An 18,144-nucleotide genomic window follows, 5' to 3' on the forward strand; every position below is an offset into this window, starting at 1 on the left:
CCTTGCCTCCAACGTTGACATTGACCAGCACCTCAAGAGGCGACACGTCGCATCTCTAACTGGCCCAACTGTCGCATTACTAAATAGCCCCTACAGCCAACAGTTGAATAATTTGGACTATGGAGGCGGTGTGCTCCGCCGCTTCTGCAGGAGGAAACACAGCCCATGACCGCAACCCCGTCACCCGCGGCCCCCAAAAAGGGTCCCAGTCTGCAAAATCCTTATGTTCTACTTTTCTGTATGCTGGTGCTGGCCGGCATTGGCACCTGGATCATTCCGGCTGGGCAATATGCCACCGAAATTCGCAATGGCATCTCGTTCTCGTTGCCTGGAAGCTACCATGGTGTTGACCAACATCCTATCTATCCGCAGGCCCTGTTTCTTGCCATTGCCGAAGGTCTGATCAAAAGTGCGCCAATTGTCTTCATGGTGATGTTTACCGGCGGCGCCCTCTATGTGCTCGAGCAATCCGGCGCTGTGCACCACATGCTTAACGGCATCGCGAGAAATCGCAGACTGAACGACCTGACCCTGATCATCCTGTTCTGCTTCGTTTTTTCGGTGCTCGGCACCACCGGAATCGTCGTCAATTCGGTGATCGCATTTGTTCCCATCGGCATCATGGTGGCGCGCTCGATCGGCATGAACAAACTGTTCGGTATTTCGCTGGTCTATATCGCCACCTATACCGGCTATAATGCTTCGATTTCGGCACCGACATCGGTCGGTCTTGCGCAGCGGCTCGCTGATGTTCCGCTGCTCTCAGGCATCGGCTTCCGCGTCGTCATATTTTTGGCATTCCTGCTGGCCACCATCGCTTTCCTGTGGCTATACGCCCGCAGCCAACGCAAGACATCGCCGCGCCCCCACCAGATCGACGAGGGTGTACCGCAGGACGCCGCAGCCCCTGGTCAACGCGCGCGCTCCTGGCTGGCACTGCTGTTCACGGCCCTGTGTCTTGGTGGCTTTATTGCCGGAGCCGTCACGCTCAACTGGAGCGAGAAGGAAATGCTTGCCATGTTCATCATCATGGCAATCGGTGTCGGCATTATCGCTCGCATGTCGGCCGATGCGATCGCCAAAGGCTTTCTCAAAGGGTGTTCGCAGCTTGTTGTCGGCGCATTCATCGTTGGCTTGGCGCGTGCCATCTCGATCACGCTCGAACAGGGCATGATCCTCGACACGATCGTCTCCTATGCGGTGCTGGCGCTCGACGGATTGCCGCGTTCCCTTTCAGCGATCGGCATGTATGTCAGTGCGATGATCATGCACGTGTTTATTTCGTCCGGATCCGGCGAATCGGCGGTGCTGATCCCGGTATTCACACCGTTAGGGGATATTTTGGGGATCACCCGTCAGACAACCGTCCAGTCCGTGGTCTTTGGCGAAGGGGTGATCAACTGCATCAACCCGACATCCGGTGTACTGATGGCAATCCTCGCCACATCCGAGGTCTCCTATGGAAAATGGGTGAAATTCATCGCTCCGCTTGTCATCGCCTGGGGTTTGATCAGTGCGGTCTTTCTCTATATCGCCGTCCAGATTCAATGGGGCCCGATCTGACCGCGCTTCAACGTTGAAGCGGCGATTGAAGACGCTGGCAATCAACAACCCGACTGCCGGCGTCGTCGCAGCCAATGCGCCCGCAACGGCTTGGCGCCGCAGGTGCTTGACAGAATGACCCGCGTCGCCGATTGTGACTGGACCACTGGATAGACCAGTGGATCAGTGAGGTCGGGTTTGAACGCTGCGCATGATCTTCTCCTCGACGACAAAGCCGGGCTCGCACGCAATCTGGAGCGTCGGACCATGCGCGACGTCATTGCAGACAAAATCGGCGCACTGATCGCATCGGGTCTGCTCAGTGTCGGCGATGAACTTCCCGGCGAGCGCGAATTGGCGAGCGCACTTTCCGTCAGTCGGCAAACCGTGCGTGGCGCCATCCAGATTCTGGCCGCCCATGGCATCCTCGACGTGGCCCAAGGCACCAGAACGCGGGTTGCGCGCGCAGAGCTCGGCAGCCTGTCGATCGGCATTACCGCGCAGATCAATGTCGATCTTTATGATGTTCACGCCGTTCACGCGGCGCGTATGCTGGTTGAACAACAAATTGTCGGCGACGCAGCGCAGCGTATTTCCGAGGATGCGCTTGCGCGCTTGCGGCTTTCGCTCACAGCGCAGGCTGCCTGCCTGGATGATCCCGTCCGCTTCCTCATCTGCGACCGCGAGTTTCATGTCACCATCTATCGAGAATGCGGAAACCCGCTGCTCGCGGACATCGTCACCGATCTCTACACTTATATGATGGAGCATCGTCGGCGCGCAGTTGCCCAGCCCGGCGCACTCAACGGCAGTTTCTCCGATCACCAGCGAATCCTGACAGCCCTGGAAAATCGCGACCGCGGCGCAGCAATGGCGGCCTTCGCAGTCCACGAGCAACGCATTTACACCTCCACACAAAAATCGCTGGCCGCGCGCGGTCAGCGCACCTCTGCACCATACACGGCTTGCCAGCCATGAGCGACTGCGCAGCAATTTGAAAAGGGTTCGTTGAATGCATGTCTTGATTATCGGTGCGGCCGGCATGGTGGGACGAAAATTGACGCAGGCCATCGCCGCCGTCAAAGCTATTGACGGCGTACCGGTTGAAAAGCTCACTCTGGTCGATGTCATGGCGCCACAAGCGCCTGTTGAATTTGCCGGCAATGTCGCGTGCAAATCCGCCGATATCTCAGACCCGCGCGCCGCCACCGAACTGATCGCAGGCCAGCCGGATCTGATCTTTCACCTCGCGGCCATTGTCTCGGGCGAGGCGGAGATCGCGTTTGAAAAGGGCTACGCCATCAACCTCGATGGCACCCGCTTCCTGCTGGAAGCCATTCGGCAGCAGGGCGAAATCTCCAGCTACAGGCCGCGGGTGGTGTTTACCTCCTCCATCGCGGTGTTCGGTGCGCCTTTTCCCGATCGGATCGATGACGAGTTCTTCCTCACGCCACGCACCAGTTATGGCACGCAAAAGGCTATCGGCGAATTGCTGCTGGCCGATTACGCCCGCAAGGGCTTTCTCGATGCGATCGGCATCCGTCTGCCCACCGTATGCATCCGTCCTGGAACGCCCAACAAGGCGGCCTCCGGATTCTTCTCCAATATTCTGCGTGAACCGCTCATCGGTAAGCAAGCGATCCTGCCGGTCGCCGAAACCGTCAGGCACTGGCATGTGAGCCCGCGTCGCGCGGTCGGCTTCCTGCTGCACGCAGCTTGCATCGACACCGAGCGGCTTGGACACCGCTGTGTGCTCAATATGCCGGGTCTTTCGGCCACCGTCGGCGAGCAGATCGAAGCGCTGCGCCGGGTGGCCGGTGATCAGGCGGTCGCTTTGATCCGCAAGGAGCACGATCCACAGATCGCGACGATCGTCAATGGCTGGGCCGAGGATTTTGACGCGTCACGCGCCCTTGAACTGGGCTTTGTCGCGGACAGCTCTTTTGACGAAATCATCAAAATTCATATCGAAGACGAGCTGAAATTGGGGGTGAACTGAGGTGAGCGATCCACAAACCGTAACCATCATTGGCCTTGGCTCCATGGGTTTTGGTGCCGCGACCGCGCTGTTACGCGCCGGCTTCCACGTCAAGGGTGTCGATCTGCGCAGCGCGGTTCTTGAAGAGTTTGCGGCACGGGGAGGGGATGCCTACGCGACCGCAAAACAGGCCGGTCCAAGCGATATCGTCTTTGTATTTGTCGTCAATGCCGCGCAGACAAAAGAGGTGCTGTTTGGCTTTAACGGCGCAGTGAGCCAAGCCCGGCACGGCACGGTCTTCGTGCTGTGCGTGACAATGGAGCCCAGCAGTTGCATTGCCATTGCAGCCGAGCTCGAAGCGTCCGGAATGCTGGTGATTGATGCGCCGGTCTCCGGGGGCAAGCAAAAGGCGGCAACCGGTGAACTCACAGTCATGGGCTCGGGATCGCAACAAGCCTTTGACAAAGCCGCTTTAGCGCTTGACGCGATTGCCGCCAAGGTCTTCCATCTCGATGACAAGCCTGGAACCGGCTCCAAGGTCCAGATGATCAACCAGTTGCTGGCCGGAATCCATATCGCCGCAACCGCCGAGGCGCTCACCCTTTCGGCCCGGCTCGGCCTTGATCTTGGCACGGTATTCGATGTGATCCGTGTCTCGGCCGGCGCGTCGTGGATGTTCGAAAACCGCGGTCCCCACATTGTCGAGGGCGATTATGCGGCCCGTTCGGCGGTCAATATCTTTGTCAAGGATATGGGGATCGTGGCCGCCGAGGCCACGGCGCTCGCGGCCAGCACACCGCTCAGCGAAACCGCGCTCTGCCTGTTTCGTGCGGCAGCGGAAGCCGGCCTTGGAATGGAGGATGACGCCGCCGTCGCTAAGATTCTGGCGCATAAGAGCGGCGTCCTGCTGCCTGGCATGGAGGCGTAAGTCATGGCGATTGTTCTCGGCGCGATCGCAGATGATTTCACCGGCGCCACCGATCTTGCAGCCTTGTTGGCACGCAGCGGTTATCCGGTTTCACTGCGGCTCGGCCTGCCGGACCAAAACGAGCCAGTTGCGCAAGTTTCCGCCATCGAAATCATCGCCCTGAAAATCCGCACCGTGCCGCGCGAAACGGCCGTTACACAGGCCCTTGCAGCTTATGACTGGCTCAAGAAACGCGGCCTCAACAGGCTTTACTGGAAATATTGTTCGACCTTTGACAGTACCCCTGAAGGCAATATCGGCCCGGTCGCCGAAGCGCTGATGCATGCAACCGCCACAGAGCAGACTATCTACTGTCCGGCCTTTCCAGAAAACGGTCGCAGCGTATTTATGGGACATCTGTTTGTAGGCGATAAGCTGCTCAACGAGAGTCCGATGAAGGATCATCCGCTGACGCCGATGCGCGATGCCAATCTGCTGCGGTTGCTGGCGCCGCAATTACGGGGGCAGGTCGGTCTCGTCAATCACGCGACCATTGCCAAAGGCGCGCAATCCGTGCGGGCTGCACTCGCAGCGCTCAAAGCCAGCGGGGTCGCCCATGTGGTGGTGGATGCCGTGGCGGACGCTGATCTTGCAACCATCGCCAAAGCGACGCTTGATTTGCCCTTATTGACCGGTGGCAGTGCGCTGGCGATGCCATTGCCACAACTCCTTCACGCGGAACGTCTGCTGCAAGCCCAAGGCAATCCAACAGTGGCCCCCGATCTGGGCGCGGGCCAGATCGTGCTCTCAGGCAGTTGTTCCGCCATGACACTGCAACAGGTGGCGGCGTTTCGGGACCATGCGCAGAGCTATCGGCTTGACCCGATCCAGCTTGCGCAACAAAGTGGCAGCCGGGCGGTCATCCAATGGCTTGAATCAGTGCCGGTCACAGAACCCAAATTGATCTATGCAAGCACGGATGCGACCGGCTTGAAAGCCGCGCAGGCCGCACTCGGCGTTGAGCGTGCAGGACAGATTGTCGAGCAAACGCTTGGCGAAATTGCCGTCGCCGCCTTTGCACTTGGCACCAGACGCTTTGTGGTCGCCGGCGGTGAGACGTCCGGCGCGGTCGCCCAGGCGCTCGGCATCACAAAGCTGCGGGTCGGTCGGGAAATAACGCCCGGCGTTCCCTGGACCTATGCCACAACGCAGGGTGCGTCAGTCGCACTCGCCTTGAAATCAGGCAATTTCGGAGCCCCCTCCTTCTTCCGCGATGCCTTGAACATGCTGGAGGCGGGATGAGCGAAGCAACCCATCTGCGCGAAACCATCTGTGTGTTGGCGAAGTCGATGTATGATCGCGGGCTCACCGCCGGTTCTTCCGGCAATATCTCCGCCCGCCTTTCCGACGGCCGCCTGCTGGTAACCCCGACGGGCAGCTGCTTTGGCCGGCTGGATCCGCAGCGATTGTCGCTGTTTGATCAACAGGGCCGCTTGCTCGACGGTGATCCACCAACCAAGGAGATGTCGCTGCATACAGCTTTTTACGAAACCCGTGGTGCCCGCGCGAAGGCCGTCGTGCATCTGCATTCCTGCCATTCCGTCGCCTTGTCGCTGCTGCCTGACACCGATCCCGACAATATGCTGCCGCCGCTGACCGCCTATTCCATCATCAAACTAGGGAAGGTGAAGATGCTGCCCTATTTCATGCCGGGGGATCCGGCGATCGGGGCAGCGATCAAGGGACTGGCGGGAAAACGAAGCGCGGTGATGCTTGCCAATCACGGTCCCGTTGTCGCAGCCAGCGACCTTCAAGCTGCCGTCTACGCGATCGAAGAACTGGAAGAAACCGCCAGACTTGCCATGCTCACCCGCGGCCTGCGGCCCAACGCGCTCAGCAGCGCGCAAATCCTGAAGGTCGTCGAGCAATTTGATGTGGAATGGGATTAGAATGGTACGGTTCTCTGCAAATCTCGGCTTTCTGTGGCAGCAGCTGTCTCTACCCGATGCAATCCGCGCGGCCAAACAGGCCGGCTTTGACGCGGTGGAATGTCATTGGCCCTACGCGCATTCCGCAGCCGACATTCTGGCAGCGCTTGAGGAGACTGGCCTGACCATGATCGGGTTGAATACGGCTCGCGGCAATGTCGAGGCGGGCGACAATGGCCTGAGCGCTGTGCCCGGTCGTCAATCGGAAGCGCGCGCGGCAATTGATCAGGCGATCGATTATGCCGTGGCCCTTTGCTGCGCCAATATTCATGTCATGGCTGGCCGCGCCCAGGGCGATGACGCGCACAAGGCGTTCATCGCCAATCTGCGCTATGCCTGTGCGCGCGCAGCGGCGCACGGCATCACAATTCTGATCGAACCGCTGAATGATCGTGACGCCCCCGGTTATTTCTTACGCAATTCGGCCCAGGCCAAAGCCATTATCGATGCACTGCGTCTGCCCAATCTGAAACTGATGTTTGATTGCTACCACATTCAGATCATCGAGGGCGATATCAGTCGTCGTCTTGAAGCGCTGCTGCCGGTCATTGGCCATGTGCAGATTGCCTCGGTGCCCGATCGCGCCGAGCCTGATCAGGGCGAACTCGCTTACAACTTCATTCTGAGCACACTGCAACGTCTGGGATATTTGAAACCAGTCGGTGCAGAATACCGCCCGGCGCCCGATCGCCAGGATGGGCTCAAATGGTTGCAGTTATTGCGCCAATCCACATCGGATAACGCCGCGCCGGCTGCAATCAAACCGTCAATGCGACAAGAAGGAGTTAGGGATGAGTGAGGATAGGGTTGGCGAGAGAAAGCCGGTTGCACTGGTGACAGGTGGCGGGACCGGAGTGGGCCGCGCCATTGCAAAAGCACTGGCCCATGCCGGCTATCAGCTTATCATTTCCGGTCGGCGCACGGCAGTGCTGGAGAAAGCGGTCGCAGCGCTCAGCGCCGAAACCAAGGGCAGTTTTTTTGCCGTGACCGCCGATGTCAGTGATCCTGTTTCTGTCAAAAACCTGTTCGACGCGATCGAAAAAAATTTCGGTCGGCTTGACCTGCTGGTCAACAATGCCGGAACCCTGGTGCCCGCCGTCGCGCTTGAGACGGTCAGTTTTGAGGATTGGACCGCTATTGTTGGTGCCAACTTGACCGGGGCTTTCCTGTGCACACAGCAGGCTTTTCGCCTGATGAAGGCACAAAACCCCCGCGGTGGCCGCATTATCAATAACGGCTCGATCTCGGCAACAACCCCGCGCCCCAATTCGGCCCCCTATACGGCGACCAAGCACGCCATCACCGGTCTGACCAAGTCCACCGCACTCGACGGTCGCAATTTTGATATTGCCTGTGGCCAGATCGATATTGGCAATGCAGCCAGCGAGATGACGCAGAAAATATCGACGGGTGTCGTCCAGGCCAACGGCACCATTGCCGCCGAGCCGACCATTGATCCGGTTCATATCGGCAACGCGGTCGTCTATATGGCAAGCTTGCCGCTTGATGCCAATGTATTGACCATGACCGTCATGGCGACCAAAATGCCACTGGTCGGTCGCGGCTGACCCAAACAGCAACCCAAAAAGCGAAAGGGGAGAAAAACACTAAAATGCAAACGTCGGAAGTGAGGAGCCGACGGTTCATTTTCTCAATCGTTCAAACATTGATCACATTTTGGGAGGAATTGCATGGCCGCTGTTGCGTTTGCTGAAGTCAGAAAGTCTTTCGGCACTTTTCCTGTAATCAAAGGCGTGGATATCGATATTGAAGATGGCGAATTCGTCATTCTCGTCGGGCCCTCCGGCTGCGGAAAATCCACCCTTCTGCGCATGTTGGCCGGGCTCGAAAATATCTCCGGGGGTGAAATCCGGATCGGCGGTCGCACCGTCAATCATTTACCCCCCAAGGAACGCGATATTGCAATGGTGTTCCAGAATTACGCGCTTTATCCCCATATGACGGTCGCCAAGAATATGGCATTCTCTTTGATGCTGAGCTCCGCGCCGCAGGCCGAAATCGACGAACGGGTCAATTATGCGGCCGGAATTCTCGGTCTGACCAACCTGCTCGATCGCTATCCACGCCAACTCTCCGGCGGACAGCGCCAGCGCGTGGCCATGGGTCGGGCAATCGTACGCGATCCGCAGGTCTTTCTGTTTGATGAGCCGCTGTCCAATCTTGATGCCAAACTGCGCGTTGCCATGCGTGCCGAAATCAAGGAGTTGCATCACCGTCTTAAAACCACCACCGTCTATGTCACCCATGACCAGATCGAAGCCATGACGATGGCCGACAAGATCGTTGTCATGCATGATGGCCGCGTCGAGCAGATCGGCTCGCCGCTCACGCTCTATGATCACCCCAATAATCTGTTCGTTGCCGGCTTCATCGGCTCGCCGGCCATGAACATGATCAAAGGCACGATCCATGCAGAGGACCCGGCAAGCTTCATCGCTGAAGACGGGATGCGGCTGCCGCTTGCCCGACCCTATCCGCAGGCGGCAGGCCTAAGCCTGGTCTATGGCTTGCGGCCCGAATATATCCGGCTTGACGATGCGGGCATGAAGGTACCGGTCGTGGTGATTGAACCCACCGGCTACGAAACCCAGATCGTGGTCAGTTTCGGGGGCAGTGAAAATACCTGCATTTTTCGCGAACGCGTCGATGTCCGCCCTGGGGAAACCATTTCCGTTTCCATTGATCCGGCCAATGTTCATTTGTTCGACGCGCAGGAGGGGCATAGGCTGACGGACTGATAGCCGTTGCGCAGCCGGGAGGGAGCCTGCGGCGCAATCAGCAACAAGCAGAAACGACATCTCGGCATCCGCGCCTTGGGACGGCGGCTGTCATGGATGAGAAGTCCCATCTTTGGAGGAGGAGCATGATGACTATCAGAAGAAGGACATTCCTTGCAGGAACCGCAAGCCTTGCCGGTGCTGCAGGCCTCTCTGGCCTCGGCTTTCAACCCGCATTTGCCGCCGAACCAGATTACAAGCCCGAGGAGGGCGCCAGTCTGCGCCTGCTGCGCTGGACGCCCTTCGTCAAGGGCGATGAAGAAAGCTGGATCGCCAATTCCAAAAAATTCACCGATGCAACCGGTGTCGCGGTTCGCATTGACAAGGAAAGCTGGGAGGATATCCGGCCAAAGGCTGCCGTTGCCGCCAATGTTGGATCAGGACCGGACATGGTCATGTGCTGGTTCGATGACGCCCATCAATATCCCGACAAGCTTGTCGACCTGACCGAACTGGGCACCTATCTTGATGGCAAATATGGCGGCTTTTACGATGGCCTGAAAGGCTATGCCGTGCGTGACGACAAGTTCATTGCCATGCCGCTGACGGCGATCGGTAATGCCATCGTCTATCGCGACAGCCATATGAAGAAAGCGGGCTTCACCGATTTCCCGAAAGATACCGCAGGCTTCCTCGAGCTTTGCAAGGCCATGAAAGCCAACAACACGCCGGCCGGATTCCCGCATGGCAAGGCGGTCGGTGACGGCAATAATTATGCCCATTGGCTTTTGTGGAGCCACGGCGCGCAAATGGTCAATGAGAAAGGCGAAATCACCATCAACTCGCCCGAAACGCTGGCCGCGCTCAATTATGCCAAGCAACTCTACGCCACCTTCATTCCAGGAACGGAAAGCTGGCTGGACATCAATAACAACCGCGCATTTCTCGCCGGACAGGTCTCCCTGACCGCCAATGGCGTTTCCATCTACTACGCTGCGAAGAACGATCCGAAACTCGCAGACATCGCCGAAGATATGCGCAGCACCAACTTCCCGCTCGGTCCGGTCGGCAAGAGTGTGGAACTGCATCAAACCAGCTCCCTGCTGTTATTTAAACATACAAAATATCCCGAAGCCGCAAAGGCTTACATCAAGTTCATGATGGAAGCCGACCAGATGAACAACTGGATCAAACAGTCGAGCGCCTATTGTTGCCAGCCGTTGAAGGCTTTCGCGGACAACCCTGTCTGGACCGACAACCCGATCCACGCACCCTATGCGCGCGCATCGCAAACGCTGCGGCCCAACGGCTATGCCGGCCCACTTGGCCATGCATCGGCGGCGGTGATGGCCGATTATGTTCTGGTGGACATGTTCGCTTCCGCCGTCACCGGTGCGGAAACGCCGGAGGATGCCATGGCAAGCGCGGAGAAGCGGGCCAAGCGCTATTACCGCGCCTGATGCGGATGGGCCTGAGGCGCGGCAGCAATCCCGCGCCTCTTTCTGGTTTTGTTGCGGAGAATTCATCCATGACGATGACGCGAAGAAATGTTCCCGGTAGCCAAATTAGCGGCGTGGCGCCCGATCGAGGACGTCTCAGGCACAATCGCGATGTGCTGGGCTTGTTGTTCATGTTGCCTGCGGCGGTCTTTCTGCTGTGCTTCTTGACCTATCCACTGGGGCTCGGCGTCTGGTTGGGTTTCACCGATACCACAATCGGTCGGGACGGCATCTTCATCGGCGTTGAGAACTACCAGTTTCTCTGGGACGACAGCGTGTTCTGGTTGTCGGTGTTCAACACGGTGCTCTACACTTTTGTCGCTTCGGTCCTCAAATTTGCGCTCGGCCTGTGGCTTGCATTGCTGCTGAACGAAAACCTGCCGATCAAGTCATTCTTCCGGGCCATTGTCCTGTTGCCCTGGGTGGTGCCCACGGTGCTTTCCGCCCTGGCGTTCTGGTGGATCTATGACGCCCAGTTTTCGATCCTTTCCTGGTCACTGATTCAAGTCGGACTGATCGACCAGCCAATCAATTTTCTTGGCGATCCCACCAATGCGCGGTTGTCGGTGATCGCCGCCAACGTGTGGCGCGGCATTCCTTTCGTCGCGATTTCTCTGCTCGCCGGATTGCAGACAATTCCCGCCTCGCTGCAGGAGGCAGCGTCACTGGACGGTGCGTCGAGCTGGCAACGCTTTCGCCATGTCACCCTGCCCATGCTCACCCCGATCATTGCCGTGGTGATGACGTTTTCCGTGCTGTTCACCTTCACCGATTTCCAGCTGATCTATGTGCTGACCAAGGGGGGGCCGGTCAATGCGACCCATCTGATGGCCACCCTGTCTTTCCAGCGTGCAATCCCTGGCGGGCAACTGGGGGAGGGGGCGGCAATTGCGGTCGCGATGATCCCGTTTCTGCTCGCCGCAATCATGTTTTCCTTCTTTGGCCTGCAACGCCGGAAATGGCAGCAGGGCGGGGGTGACTGACTATGGAGCGGATGATGAACAAGTCACAAGACCACGCCGGCACCACTGTCCCCGATGACACGCAGGGCATGTCCTATCTCAACCGATTGCCGCGAAGGGTGGTCACAATCTACCTCCCGCTCGCGCTGTTCGTCTTTGTGTTGCTGTTTCCGTTCTACTGGATGGCAATCACGGCGGTCAAACCCAATGCCCAGCTCACCGATTACCAGAATTACAGTCCGTTCTGGGTGGTCGATGCAACCTTCGACCACATCAAATATCTGCTGTTTGAAACCTCTTATCCCGGCTGGCTGTGGAACACGATGCTGGTGGCAACGGCTGCGACAATCATCTCGCTGGTCACCTCGATCCTGAGCGCCTATGCGATTGAACGCATCCGCTTTACCGGCTCACGCTCCGTCGGATTGCTGATCTTTCTGGCCTATCTTGTTCCACCGTCAATCCTCTTCATCCCGCTTGCCTTCATCATTTTCAAACTGGGCATCTACGATTCGCGCCTGGCGCTGATCTTCACCTATCCGACATTCCTCATCCCCTTCTGCACATGGCTGCTGATGGGATATTTCCGCTCGATTCCCTTTGAACTTGAAGAAAGCGCACTGGTCGACGGCGCCAGCCGCTGGCAAATCCTGGTCAGGATCATCCTTCCGCTCGCGGTGCCGGGACTGATCTCGGCCGGCATCTTTGCTTTCACGCTGTCGTGGAATGAATTCATCTATGCCCTGACCTTTATCCAGTCCTCGGAAAACAAGACGGTGCCGGTCGGTGTGCTGACGGAACTCGTGCGCGGGGATATTTTCGAATGGGGCGCGCTGATGGCCGGTGCGTTGTTCGGGTCACTCCCGGTGGTTATTCTCTATTCGTTTTTTGTGGATTATTACGTATCATCTATGACGGGTGCGGTGAAGGAATGATGGGGCGGTGCGACTGCCGGCAAAGGCGCGATCAAACCTTTGCCGGCGGCAACGCCAGCAGGGGCGTTATACCTGCTGCAAGGCAGCTGCGACGGCAATGTCGGCCATCGCAAGTGCGGCCTTGCGTGATTGGGCTGCCGCGATAAATCGTCCCTTATGGCAAAAGCTTGCGCCGGTTACGCCGCAGACGGCCTCAAGCTCACCATTGCTGAGCCCCGCCCACCCCGCCGGCAAGTCGGCCCTGAGATCGAAACCGTCATCGGAGCGGCGAATGCCGGTGATGACCCAGTCGGATCCCCGTGGATGCACGACAAACAACAGATGTTGCGCCCCCGCTTTGACAATGGCCGAGCGAAACGGCATCCCCATCGGAAGTTCCAGAATACGGTCGGCACCGGCCTTTATGATCGCTTCTGCGACCAGGGCCTCGGCGCGCAACTTGGCGGCAAGACCAGCGATCTTTGCCTCCACGAAACTGCGGGCAATGGACAAAGTGTGTTGGAAAGCCCGGTTCTCAGCATCCGCATCGCTGTCATCAAACACCGGCTTCAAAGTCTCCAGCAGCGTTGGCAGGGTCAAGGCGCTCAACGCGCCCGCTGTTGCAGGCGATAACTCGCCATTGTCGACAAGATCAACGGGCAACACGAAACTCTCGTCAAAATCCGCGTGAACTGATGCAATATCCTGGTGCGGAATGCCGGACGCTTTAAGATAATCCCGCCCGTAATGCCTCCAGATCAGACCAAACGAGCTGAAAGCCTGATCCGTGTCGCGCCGCGGCGCGCCGCGCTGATGATGGTCATAGATCCGCGCCTGATGATCATAGTGGCCACCCACATCATAAATGATGCGATCATCCGCCGCTGTGATCCAACTATGCTCGCGGCTGCGGACCAGCGATGCTTGTGGAAAAAGCCGGGTGAGAATGACGCTCGACAAGAGTTCGTCGGCGTGAAAGCCGCCCGAATGCGTGACGAGATATTTGAGGGTCATGACAAAGGCCTTGTTTAAGAGCAATCAAATCGGGAAACCAGAAAGGCCTGATAGCCGCTCAAGCCTGCAAGCTCAAGCGGATTGCAAACGACAGTCCGCGATCCGCGCGCCCCGAGCGCCGCGCATAGCCTTATGGCGCAGAGCCTTTGTCGTGCATAGTCCTTGTTAAAAACAGTCTTTCTTGCGAACTGCCTGGTGCAACGCGGAAGCCGATACATTCCTGTCATGAAGCCATGCTAGCAAGCGCTCTGGACAAGAATCGAATCAAGAAAAACGTATATATTATAACTATATTTTCCTCTGTCGCTGTATTGGTGAGTAAATATGATCCTAGGAAATATATATACTGCCGCACCAACAATAATTTCATTAAAAATACATAATACATTCATTGATTAAGTTGTTTTATATTCTATAAGCCCTCGCGTCACACCTCGCTTATGGAGTTATTTTATGAGGGTTAAGAATTTTCTCTGCGCTTCGGCGGCAGTATTTTCTTTCGCATCGGTAGCGCAGGCGGCTGATGCAATTGTTGCACCAGAGCCGGAAGCTGTGGAATATGTTCGCGTCTGCGACGCTTACGGCGCGGGCTATTTCTACATTCCAGGCACGGAAACATGCCTGCGTATCCACGGCTACTTGCGTTACGACATTAAAGGGGGCGACAATGTCTACGCAAAGCGTCTTTCGCAGCTGGATCGCGACACCTATGACATGAAGTCTCGTTTTGAGCTTCGCTTCTCGACCGCATCCGAAACCGATCTCGGTGCGCTCAAGACCTATGCCGATATCCGTTATGATTGGAACAATGGCGACAACGGCGCAAGCGGCCAGCTTCGCTTTGCCTATATCGAACTGGGCGGTCTCCGTCTGGGACTTGATGAATCGAAATTTGTAACCTTCACCGGATATCTCGGCGATGTGATGAATGACGACGTCATTCTCGCCGGGGGGACGCGGACCAATGCCATCAGCTACACATTCAAGGGCGGCAACGGTTTCTCGGCTGTGGTCGCTCTCGAACAGGGCGGAAATGGCGATTCCGACGTCAATGTCACCATCGACGATTACACACCGCATGTCGTCGGTGGCTTGAAATTTGCGCAGGCTTGGGGTTCGATCGCCGCTGTCGGCGCCTATGACGCATTGAACGAAGAATGGGCCGGTAAGCTTCGCCTTGATGTCAACGTCACCGAACAATTCTCTGTTTGGGTCCAGGGTGCTTACAAGTCAAACGACGATAATTATACCGTCACACAGCGTTTTGCAGATGGTAGCTGGCGTGGCGTTCGTCGGATTGACAGCTTCTACGGCACCTGGGGTGGCGACTGGGCAGTCTGGGGTGGCGCAAAGTTCAAGGCGACCAAGCAGGCAACTATTAACGTTCAGGCAGCCTACGAAGATGCCGGTCGTTTCGCAGCAACAGCAAACGTCGCCTACACTCTCGTTCCAGGCTTCACTGTCACACCGGAAATTTCCTACACAAAGTGGTCGGATGATCGTTCCGAACTCAAGGGTGAGAAAGCCTGGCAAGGCATGGTTCGCTTTCAGCGTTCGTTCTAATCGGATCATTCGTCCGGATTTGATGACCTCCAGTCAGATTTGAAACGAGGGAGTAGCGGCTTGAAAAGGCCGCTACTTTTTGTTGGGATCATTCTGATCACACAGCGCTTCAGCCTGTGCCGTAGCATTGGCCGCCTATGCCCCACATGCACCGTGTTCCGTGTCTTTTGATCACGTTGATCTGAATGGGCGACACGGGCATGCTGCCGCGGATATTCGATAGAGCTTCGACGATGAAGGCTTCAACCACACGGTCGGGCATGGCAATATCTTCCCCTATATGCCAGTTGGATAGCGCCATCGCGTTAAAGGCCTGCACAGAGTGTGCGACGTGTGGCAGTCAACGCGGCACTAAAACGATGGTTCTCTCTTGTATTCGATTTTAAATGCGATAAGAACCGCCGGCCACCCGCTGTCGGAGAAAACCATACCGTTCGATCACTGATCGCTGACCAAGAGTGTTTGCGCACCAGACCGCGCCGTAACCCAGGTCCTTGCTGTTGCTGCTGTGCGGATTGCGCGCACCCTGCTGTCCGATCCTCTGTTCACGTCCCTTTTCAGAATGCCAGAAATGTCCACGTCTTCCCTGTCCAACGACCCTGCAACCGATCCTCAGAACGCAACGCTCATTGGCATGCTCGCCATCCCGCTCTGGAGCCTCTCCATCGGCTTTATTCGGTCGATTTCAGAAATATTCGGTCCGATCGCCGGTGCCGCCCTCATTTATACAGCAAGCGGGCTGGTTGCGGCGCTCGTGCTTGGCCTGCCTAGATTGCGCGCGCTTCTTAATCCCGGCATCTGGTGGTGCGGGCTGTTGTTTATATTCTACGAAATCTCGCTGGCACTCGCCATTGGACTGGCCCACAATCGCGATCAGGCACTGGAACTGGGCATGATCAATTATCTGTGGCCGAGCGTCACCGTGCTGTTCGCCATTCTCAGCAAACAGCAGCGCGGGTCCTCTTTGCTGGCGATCGCCCTGCTTTTCTGCCTTCTCGGTATCGGCTTGGTCATGAAAGGCGACAGGGATCTATCCTTTCAAAGCTTTCTTCTCAATGTGTCCGGTAATCCACTTGCTTATCTATATGCGTTCGCAGCCGCGCTTTTGTGGGGGCTTTATTCTGTGGTCACCCGCCACTATCAGAGCGATAAGACCGCGGTACCCTTTTACTTCCTGATGACGGCTGCCATCTTGTGGGTCAAGTTTTCACGCAGCGCGGAACCGCAATTGGCGCTGCATATGAGCGGCCTGGCGCAACTGTTCATTTTTGGTTGCGTGTCCGCCACCGCCTATGCCTGCTGGAACCGTGGCATCAGCCGCGGCAATATTTCCCTTCTGGCCACGCTGTCCTATTTTACGCCGGTTCTTGCCGCCGTCATGACCTGCCAGTGGTTGGGGATTCGCCCCGGCATCACCTTATGCGCCGGCGTCGCCATGATCACACTCGGTTCGCTGATGTCATGGCACGCCTCGCGCCGCATATCGTGACGCGCGCAACTACCCAAAATTGGTTGTATTTTTGACCGCGACGCGTGCGGCGCCGTCTTATCGATCCCGAAAAACACGTCTTTTTACGATTTTCAGACTTTGTCAAAGGGCGGCGCTGGCGCTTGCGCTGAGGCCTGCAAGCAATGCTGGCATTTTCGGAATTGACAACCGCCATTTCCGGTGGGAAGTCTAATTTAGTCTTCAGTTGATGGTGATTTGGTCGATACCAGATTGATCCATTAAACACTCCTGAACCTGACCAGAGGTCAAGTCATCGCGGTTTCTTGCGGTGACCAACCGAGCGTATATTGCGTAGCGTTCTTCCGAGTAACTGACAATTCGGCCATTTACTTTGGGGAATATTATGGCATTGAACTATGCATTGCTTCCGCTTGACCGATCGAACTCCCGGTATCATCAAAAAATACAAACAGCCGTCGTCGCAATGCTGGCATTCTCAGTGCCTTTCATCGCGACCTTGTCCCCCGCCCAGGCAGACGCCACCAACACGCCGAGCGCCTTTTGTACGCGGCCCGGTTTTGGCGGCAATGGCGCCTGGACCTGTACGGTGCCGACCGCCAATGGTGGCCAGGCGCTGATTGCAGGCGTGCCCTCCGATGCCAGTGGATCAACCATTAATCTGAGCGTCCTCAATGCCTGGATCAGTTCCAATTTAGGACAGAACGCGGTGGTTGTCGGGGATATGACGAGCAGTGCTTCGGGCCAGAATGCCCTGGCGCTTGGCGCGGGCGCGACAGCCAATACCGCAAACAGCGTGGCGTTGGGGGCAGGGGCTGAGACCCTGGCGACCGTTGCCACCGCAAGCACCACAATTGCCGGACAAACCTATGGTTTTGCCGGCGCGCAACCCGTGGGAACGCTGTCGATCGGCACGCTGGATAATGAGCGTACGCTGACCAATGTCGCAGCCGGACGCATTTCTCAAAGCTCGACCGATGCCATCAACGGATCGCAGCTGAATGCCACCAATGTCGCAGTGGAAAGACTGGACAATGTCGCGGTCAAATATGACCAGAGCCCCGATGGCAGCAAATCAAACAGCATCACTTTACAGGGGGGCGATCCCTCAACGCCGGTGGTGATTTCCAATGTCGCAGCCGGTATCAACGACACCGATGCCGTCAATCTTGCTCAGCTGAACGCTGTGCTGGCTGGACATGGTCCGACACAGAATTACAGCTATGTCGACAATCGGATCGATACCCGCATTGAAAATGCCTTCGCAGAGGTCAAAAACTATACCGAGCAGCGTTTCTCGGAACTGGTCTCCACCATCGACGGCGTTCGTGACGACGCGCACCGTTCCGCAGCCATCGGGCTCGCGGCCGCCTCCCTGCGCTATGACGATAATCCCGGCAAGCTCTCAGTTGCTGTCGGCGGTGGCTTTTGGCGCGGCCAGAGCGCGCTGGCCTTTGGTGCTGGTTACACCAATGATGACTCCACGATCCGGGCCAATATTTCGGGAACCACCTCGGGCGGTAAGATGGGTCTTGGCGCCGGCCTGAGCTTCACCCTCAACTAAGGCAAAT

At 57.2% G+C, this 18,144-nt stretch carries 16 protein-coding genes; 15 read left to right on the forward strand and 1 reads right to left on the reverse strand.

Annotated elements, in window-relative coordinates; genetic code table 11:
* Positions 1-165 precede the first annotated feature (165 nt).
* The 12 genes from QBD00_RS22690 (at position 166) to QBD00_RS22745 (ending at position 12,549) form a co-directional block, all read left to right on the forward strand.
* Positions 166-1,563 carry a YfcC family protein gene (locus QBD00_RS22690; RefSeq protein ID WP_318580593.1) on the forward strand — a complete coding sequence of 466 codons (1,398 nt, stop codon included), beginning with the start codon at positions 166-168 and terminating at the stop codon, positions 1,561-1,563.
* Between the two features lie 246 nt (positions 1,564-1,809).
* Positions 1,810-2,520 carry a FadR/GntR family transcriptional regulator gene (locus tag QBD00_RS22695; protein ID WP_318580609.1) on the forward strand — a complete coding sequence of 237 codons (711 nt, stop codon included), beginning with the start codon at positions 1,810-1,812 and terminating at the stop codon, positions 2,518-2,520.
* A 34-nt stretch (positions 2,521-2,554) separates the two neighbouring features.
* Positions 2,555-3,541 carry a D-erythronate dehydrogenase gene (gene denD, locus QBD00_RS22700; protein WP_191793585.1) on the forward strand — a complete coding sequence of 329 codons (987 nt, stop codon included), beginning with the start codon at positions 2,555-2,557 and terminating at the stop codon, positions 3,539-3,541.
* A gap of 1 nt (position 3,542) precedes the next feature.
* On the forward strand, positions 3,543-4,448 hold the full coding sequence (gene ltnD, locus QBD00_RS22705; RefSeq protein ID WP_318580594.1) for an L-threonate dehydrogenase: 906 nt from the start codon (positions 3,543-3,545) through the stop codon (positions 4,446-4,448).
* A gap of 3 nt (positions 4,449-4,451) precedes the next feature.
* Positions 4,452-5,729, forward strand: a complete 1,278-nt coding sequence (gene otnK / locus QBD00_RS22710) for a 3-oxo-tetronate kinase (protein ID WP_318580595.1) — start codon at positions 4,452-4,454, stop codon at positions 5,727-5,729.
* Positions 5,726-6,376, forward strand: a complete 651-nt coding sequence (locus QBD00_RS22715; protein ID WP_318580596.1) for an aldolase — start codon at positions 5,726-5,728, stop codon at positions 6,374-6,376. The genes otnK and QBD00_RS22715 overlap by 4 nt, the downstream gene beginning before the upstream one ends.
* A 1-nt stretch (position 6,377) precedes the next feature.
* On the forward strand, positions 6,378-7,214 hold the full coding sequence (locus QBD00_RS22720; RefSeq protein ID WP_318580597.1) for a hydroxypyruvate isomerase family protein: 837 nt from the start codon (positions 6,378-6,380) through the stop codon (positions 7,212-7,214).
* Complete coding sequence (locus QBD00_RS22725) at positions 7,207-7,983, forward strand: SDR family oxidoreductase (protein ID WP_318580598.1); 777 nt, start codon at positions 7,207-7,209, stop codon at positions 7,981-7,983. The genes QBD00_RS22720 and QBD00_RS22725 overlap by 8 nt, the downstream gene beginning before the upstream one ends.
* Before the next feature lie 123 nt (positions 7,984-8,106).
* The gene (locus tag QBD00_RS22730; protein WP_151094222.1) at positions 8,107-9,174 is read left to right on the forward strand and encodes an ABC transporter ATP-binding protein; all 1,068 of its coding nucleotides are present in this window, start codon (positions 8,107-8,109) and stop codon (positions 9,172-9,174) included.
* 128 nt (positions 9,175-9,302) lie between these two features.
* On the forward strand, positions 9,303-10,613 hold the full coding sequence (locus QBD00_RS22735) for an ABC transporter substrate-binding protein (protein WP_151094286.1): 1,311 nt from the start codon (positions 9,303-9,305) through the stop codon (positions 10,611-10,613).
* 170 nt (positions 10,614-10,783) lie between these two features.
* The gene (locus QBD00_RS22740) at positions 10,784-11,635 is read left to right on the forward strand and encodes a sugar ABC transporter permease (RefSeq protein WP_318580610.1); all 852 of its coding nucleotides are present in this window, start codon (positions 10,784-10,786) and stop codon (positions 11,633-11,635) included.
* A 14-nt stretch (positions 11,636-11,649) separates the two neighbouring features.
* Complete coding sequence (locus tag QBD00_RS22745; protein ID WP_151094290.1) at positions 11,650-12,549, forward strand: carbohydrate ABC transporter permease; 900 nt, start codon at positions 11,650-11,652, stop codon at positions 12,547-12,549.
* A 66-nt stretch (positions 12,550-12,615) separates the two neighbouring features.
* Here QBD00_RS22745 and QBD00_RS22750 read toward each other — a convergent pair whose 3' ends face one another.
* Positions 12,616-13,542 (reverse strand): MYG1 family protein, encoded by a 927-nt coding sequence (locus tag QBD00_RS22750; RefSeq protein ID WP_191793583.1) that lies wholly within the window; start codon positions 13,540-13,542, stop codon positions 12,616-12,618.
* Between the two features lie 453 nt (positions 13,543-13,995).
* Here QBD00_RS22750 and QBD00_RS22755 point away from each other — a divergent pair, with 453 nt between their 5' ends.
* The 3 genes from QBD00_RS22755 to QBD00_RS22765 all read left to right on the forward strand — a co-directional run bounded on the left by QBD00_RS22755 (position 13,996) and on the right by QBD00_RS22765 (position 18,137).
* Positions 13,996-15,105: a porin gene (locus tag QBD00_RS22755; RefSeq protein ID WP_151094226.1), complete on the forward strand. Its 1,110-nt coding sequence runs from the start codon at positions 13,996-13,998 to the stop codon at positions 15,103-15,105.
* Between the two features lie 571 nt (positions 15,106-15,676).
* Positions 15,677-16,594, forward strand: a complete 918-nt coding sequence (gene yddG, locus QBD00_RS22760; RefSeq protein WP_318580599.1) for an aromatic amino acid DMT transporter YddG — start codon at positions 15,677-15,679, stop codon at positions 16,592-16,594.
* Between the two features lie 364 nt (positions 16,595-16,958).
* Positions 16,959-18,137: a YadA-like family protein gene (locus tag QBD00_RS22765; protein WP_151094232.1), complete on the forward strand. Its 1,179-nt coding sequence runs from the start codon at positions 16,959-16,961 to the stop codon at positions 18,135-18,137.
* Positions 18,138-18,144 lie beyond the last annotated feature (7 nt).

This window comes from Ochrobactrum sp. AN78 (assembly GCF_029909885.1).
Lineage (GTDB): Bacteria > Pseudomonadota > Alphaproteobacteria > Rhizobiales > Rhizobiaceae > Brucella > Brucella quorumnocens.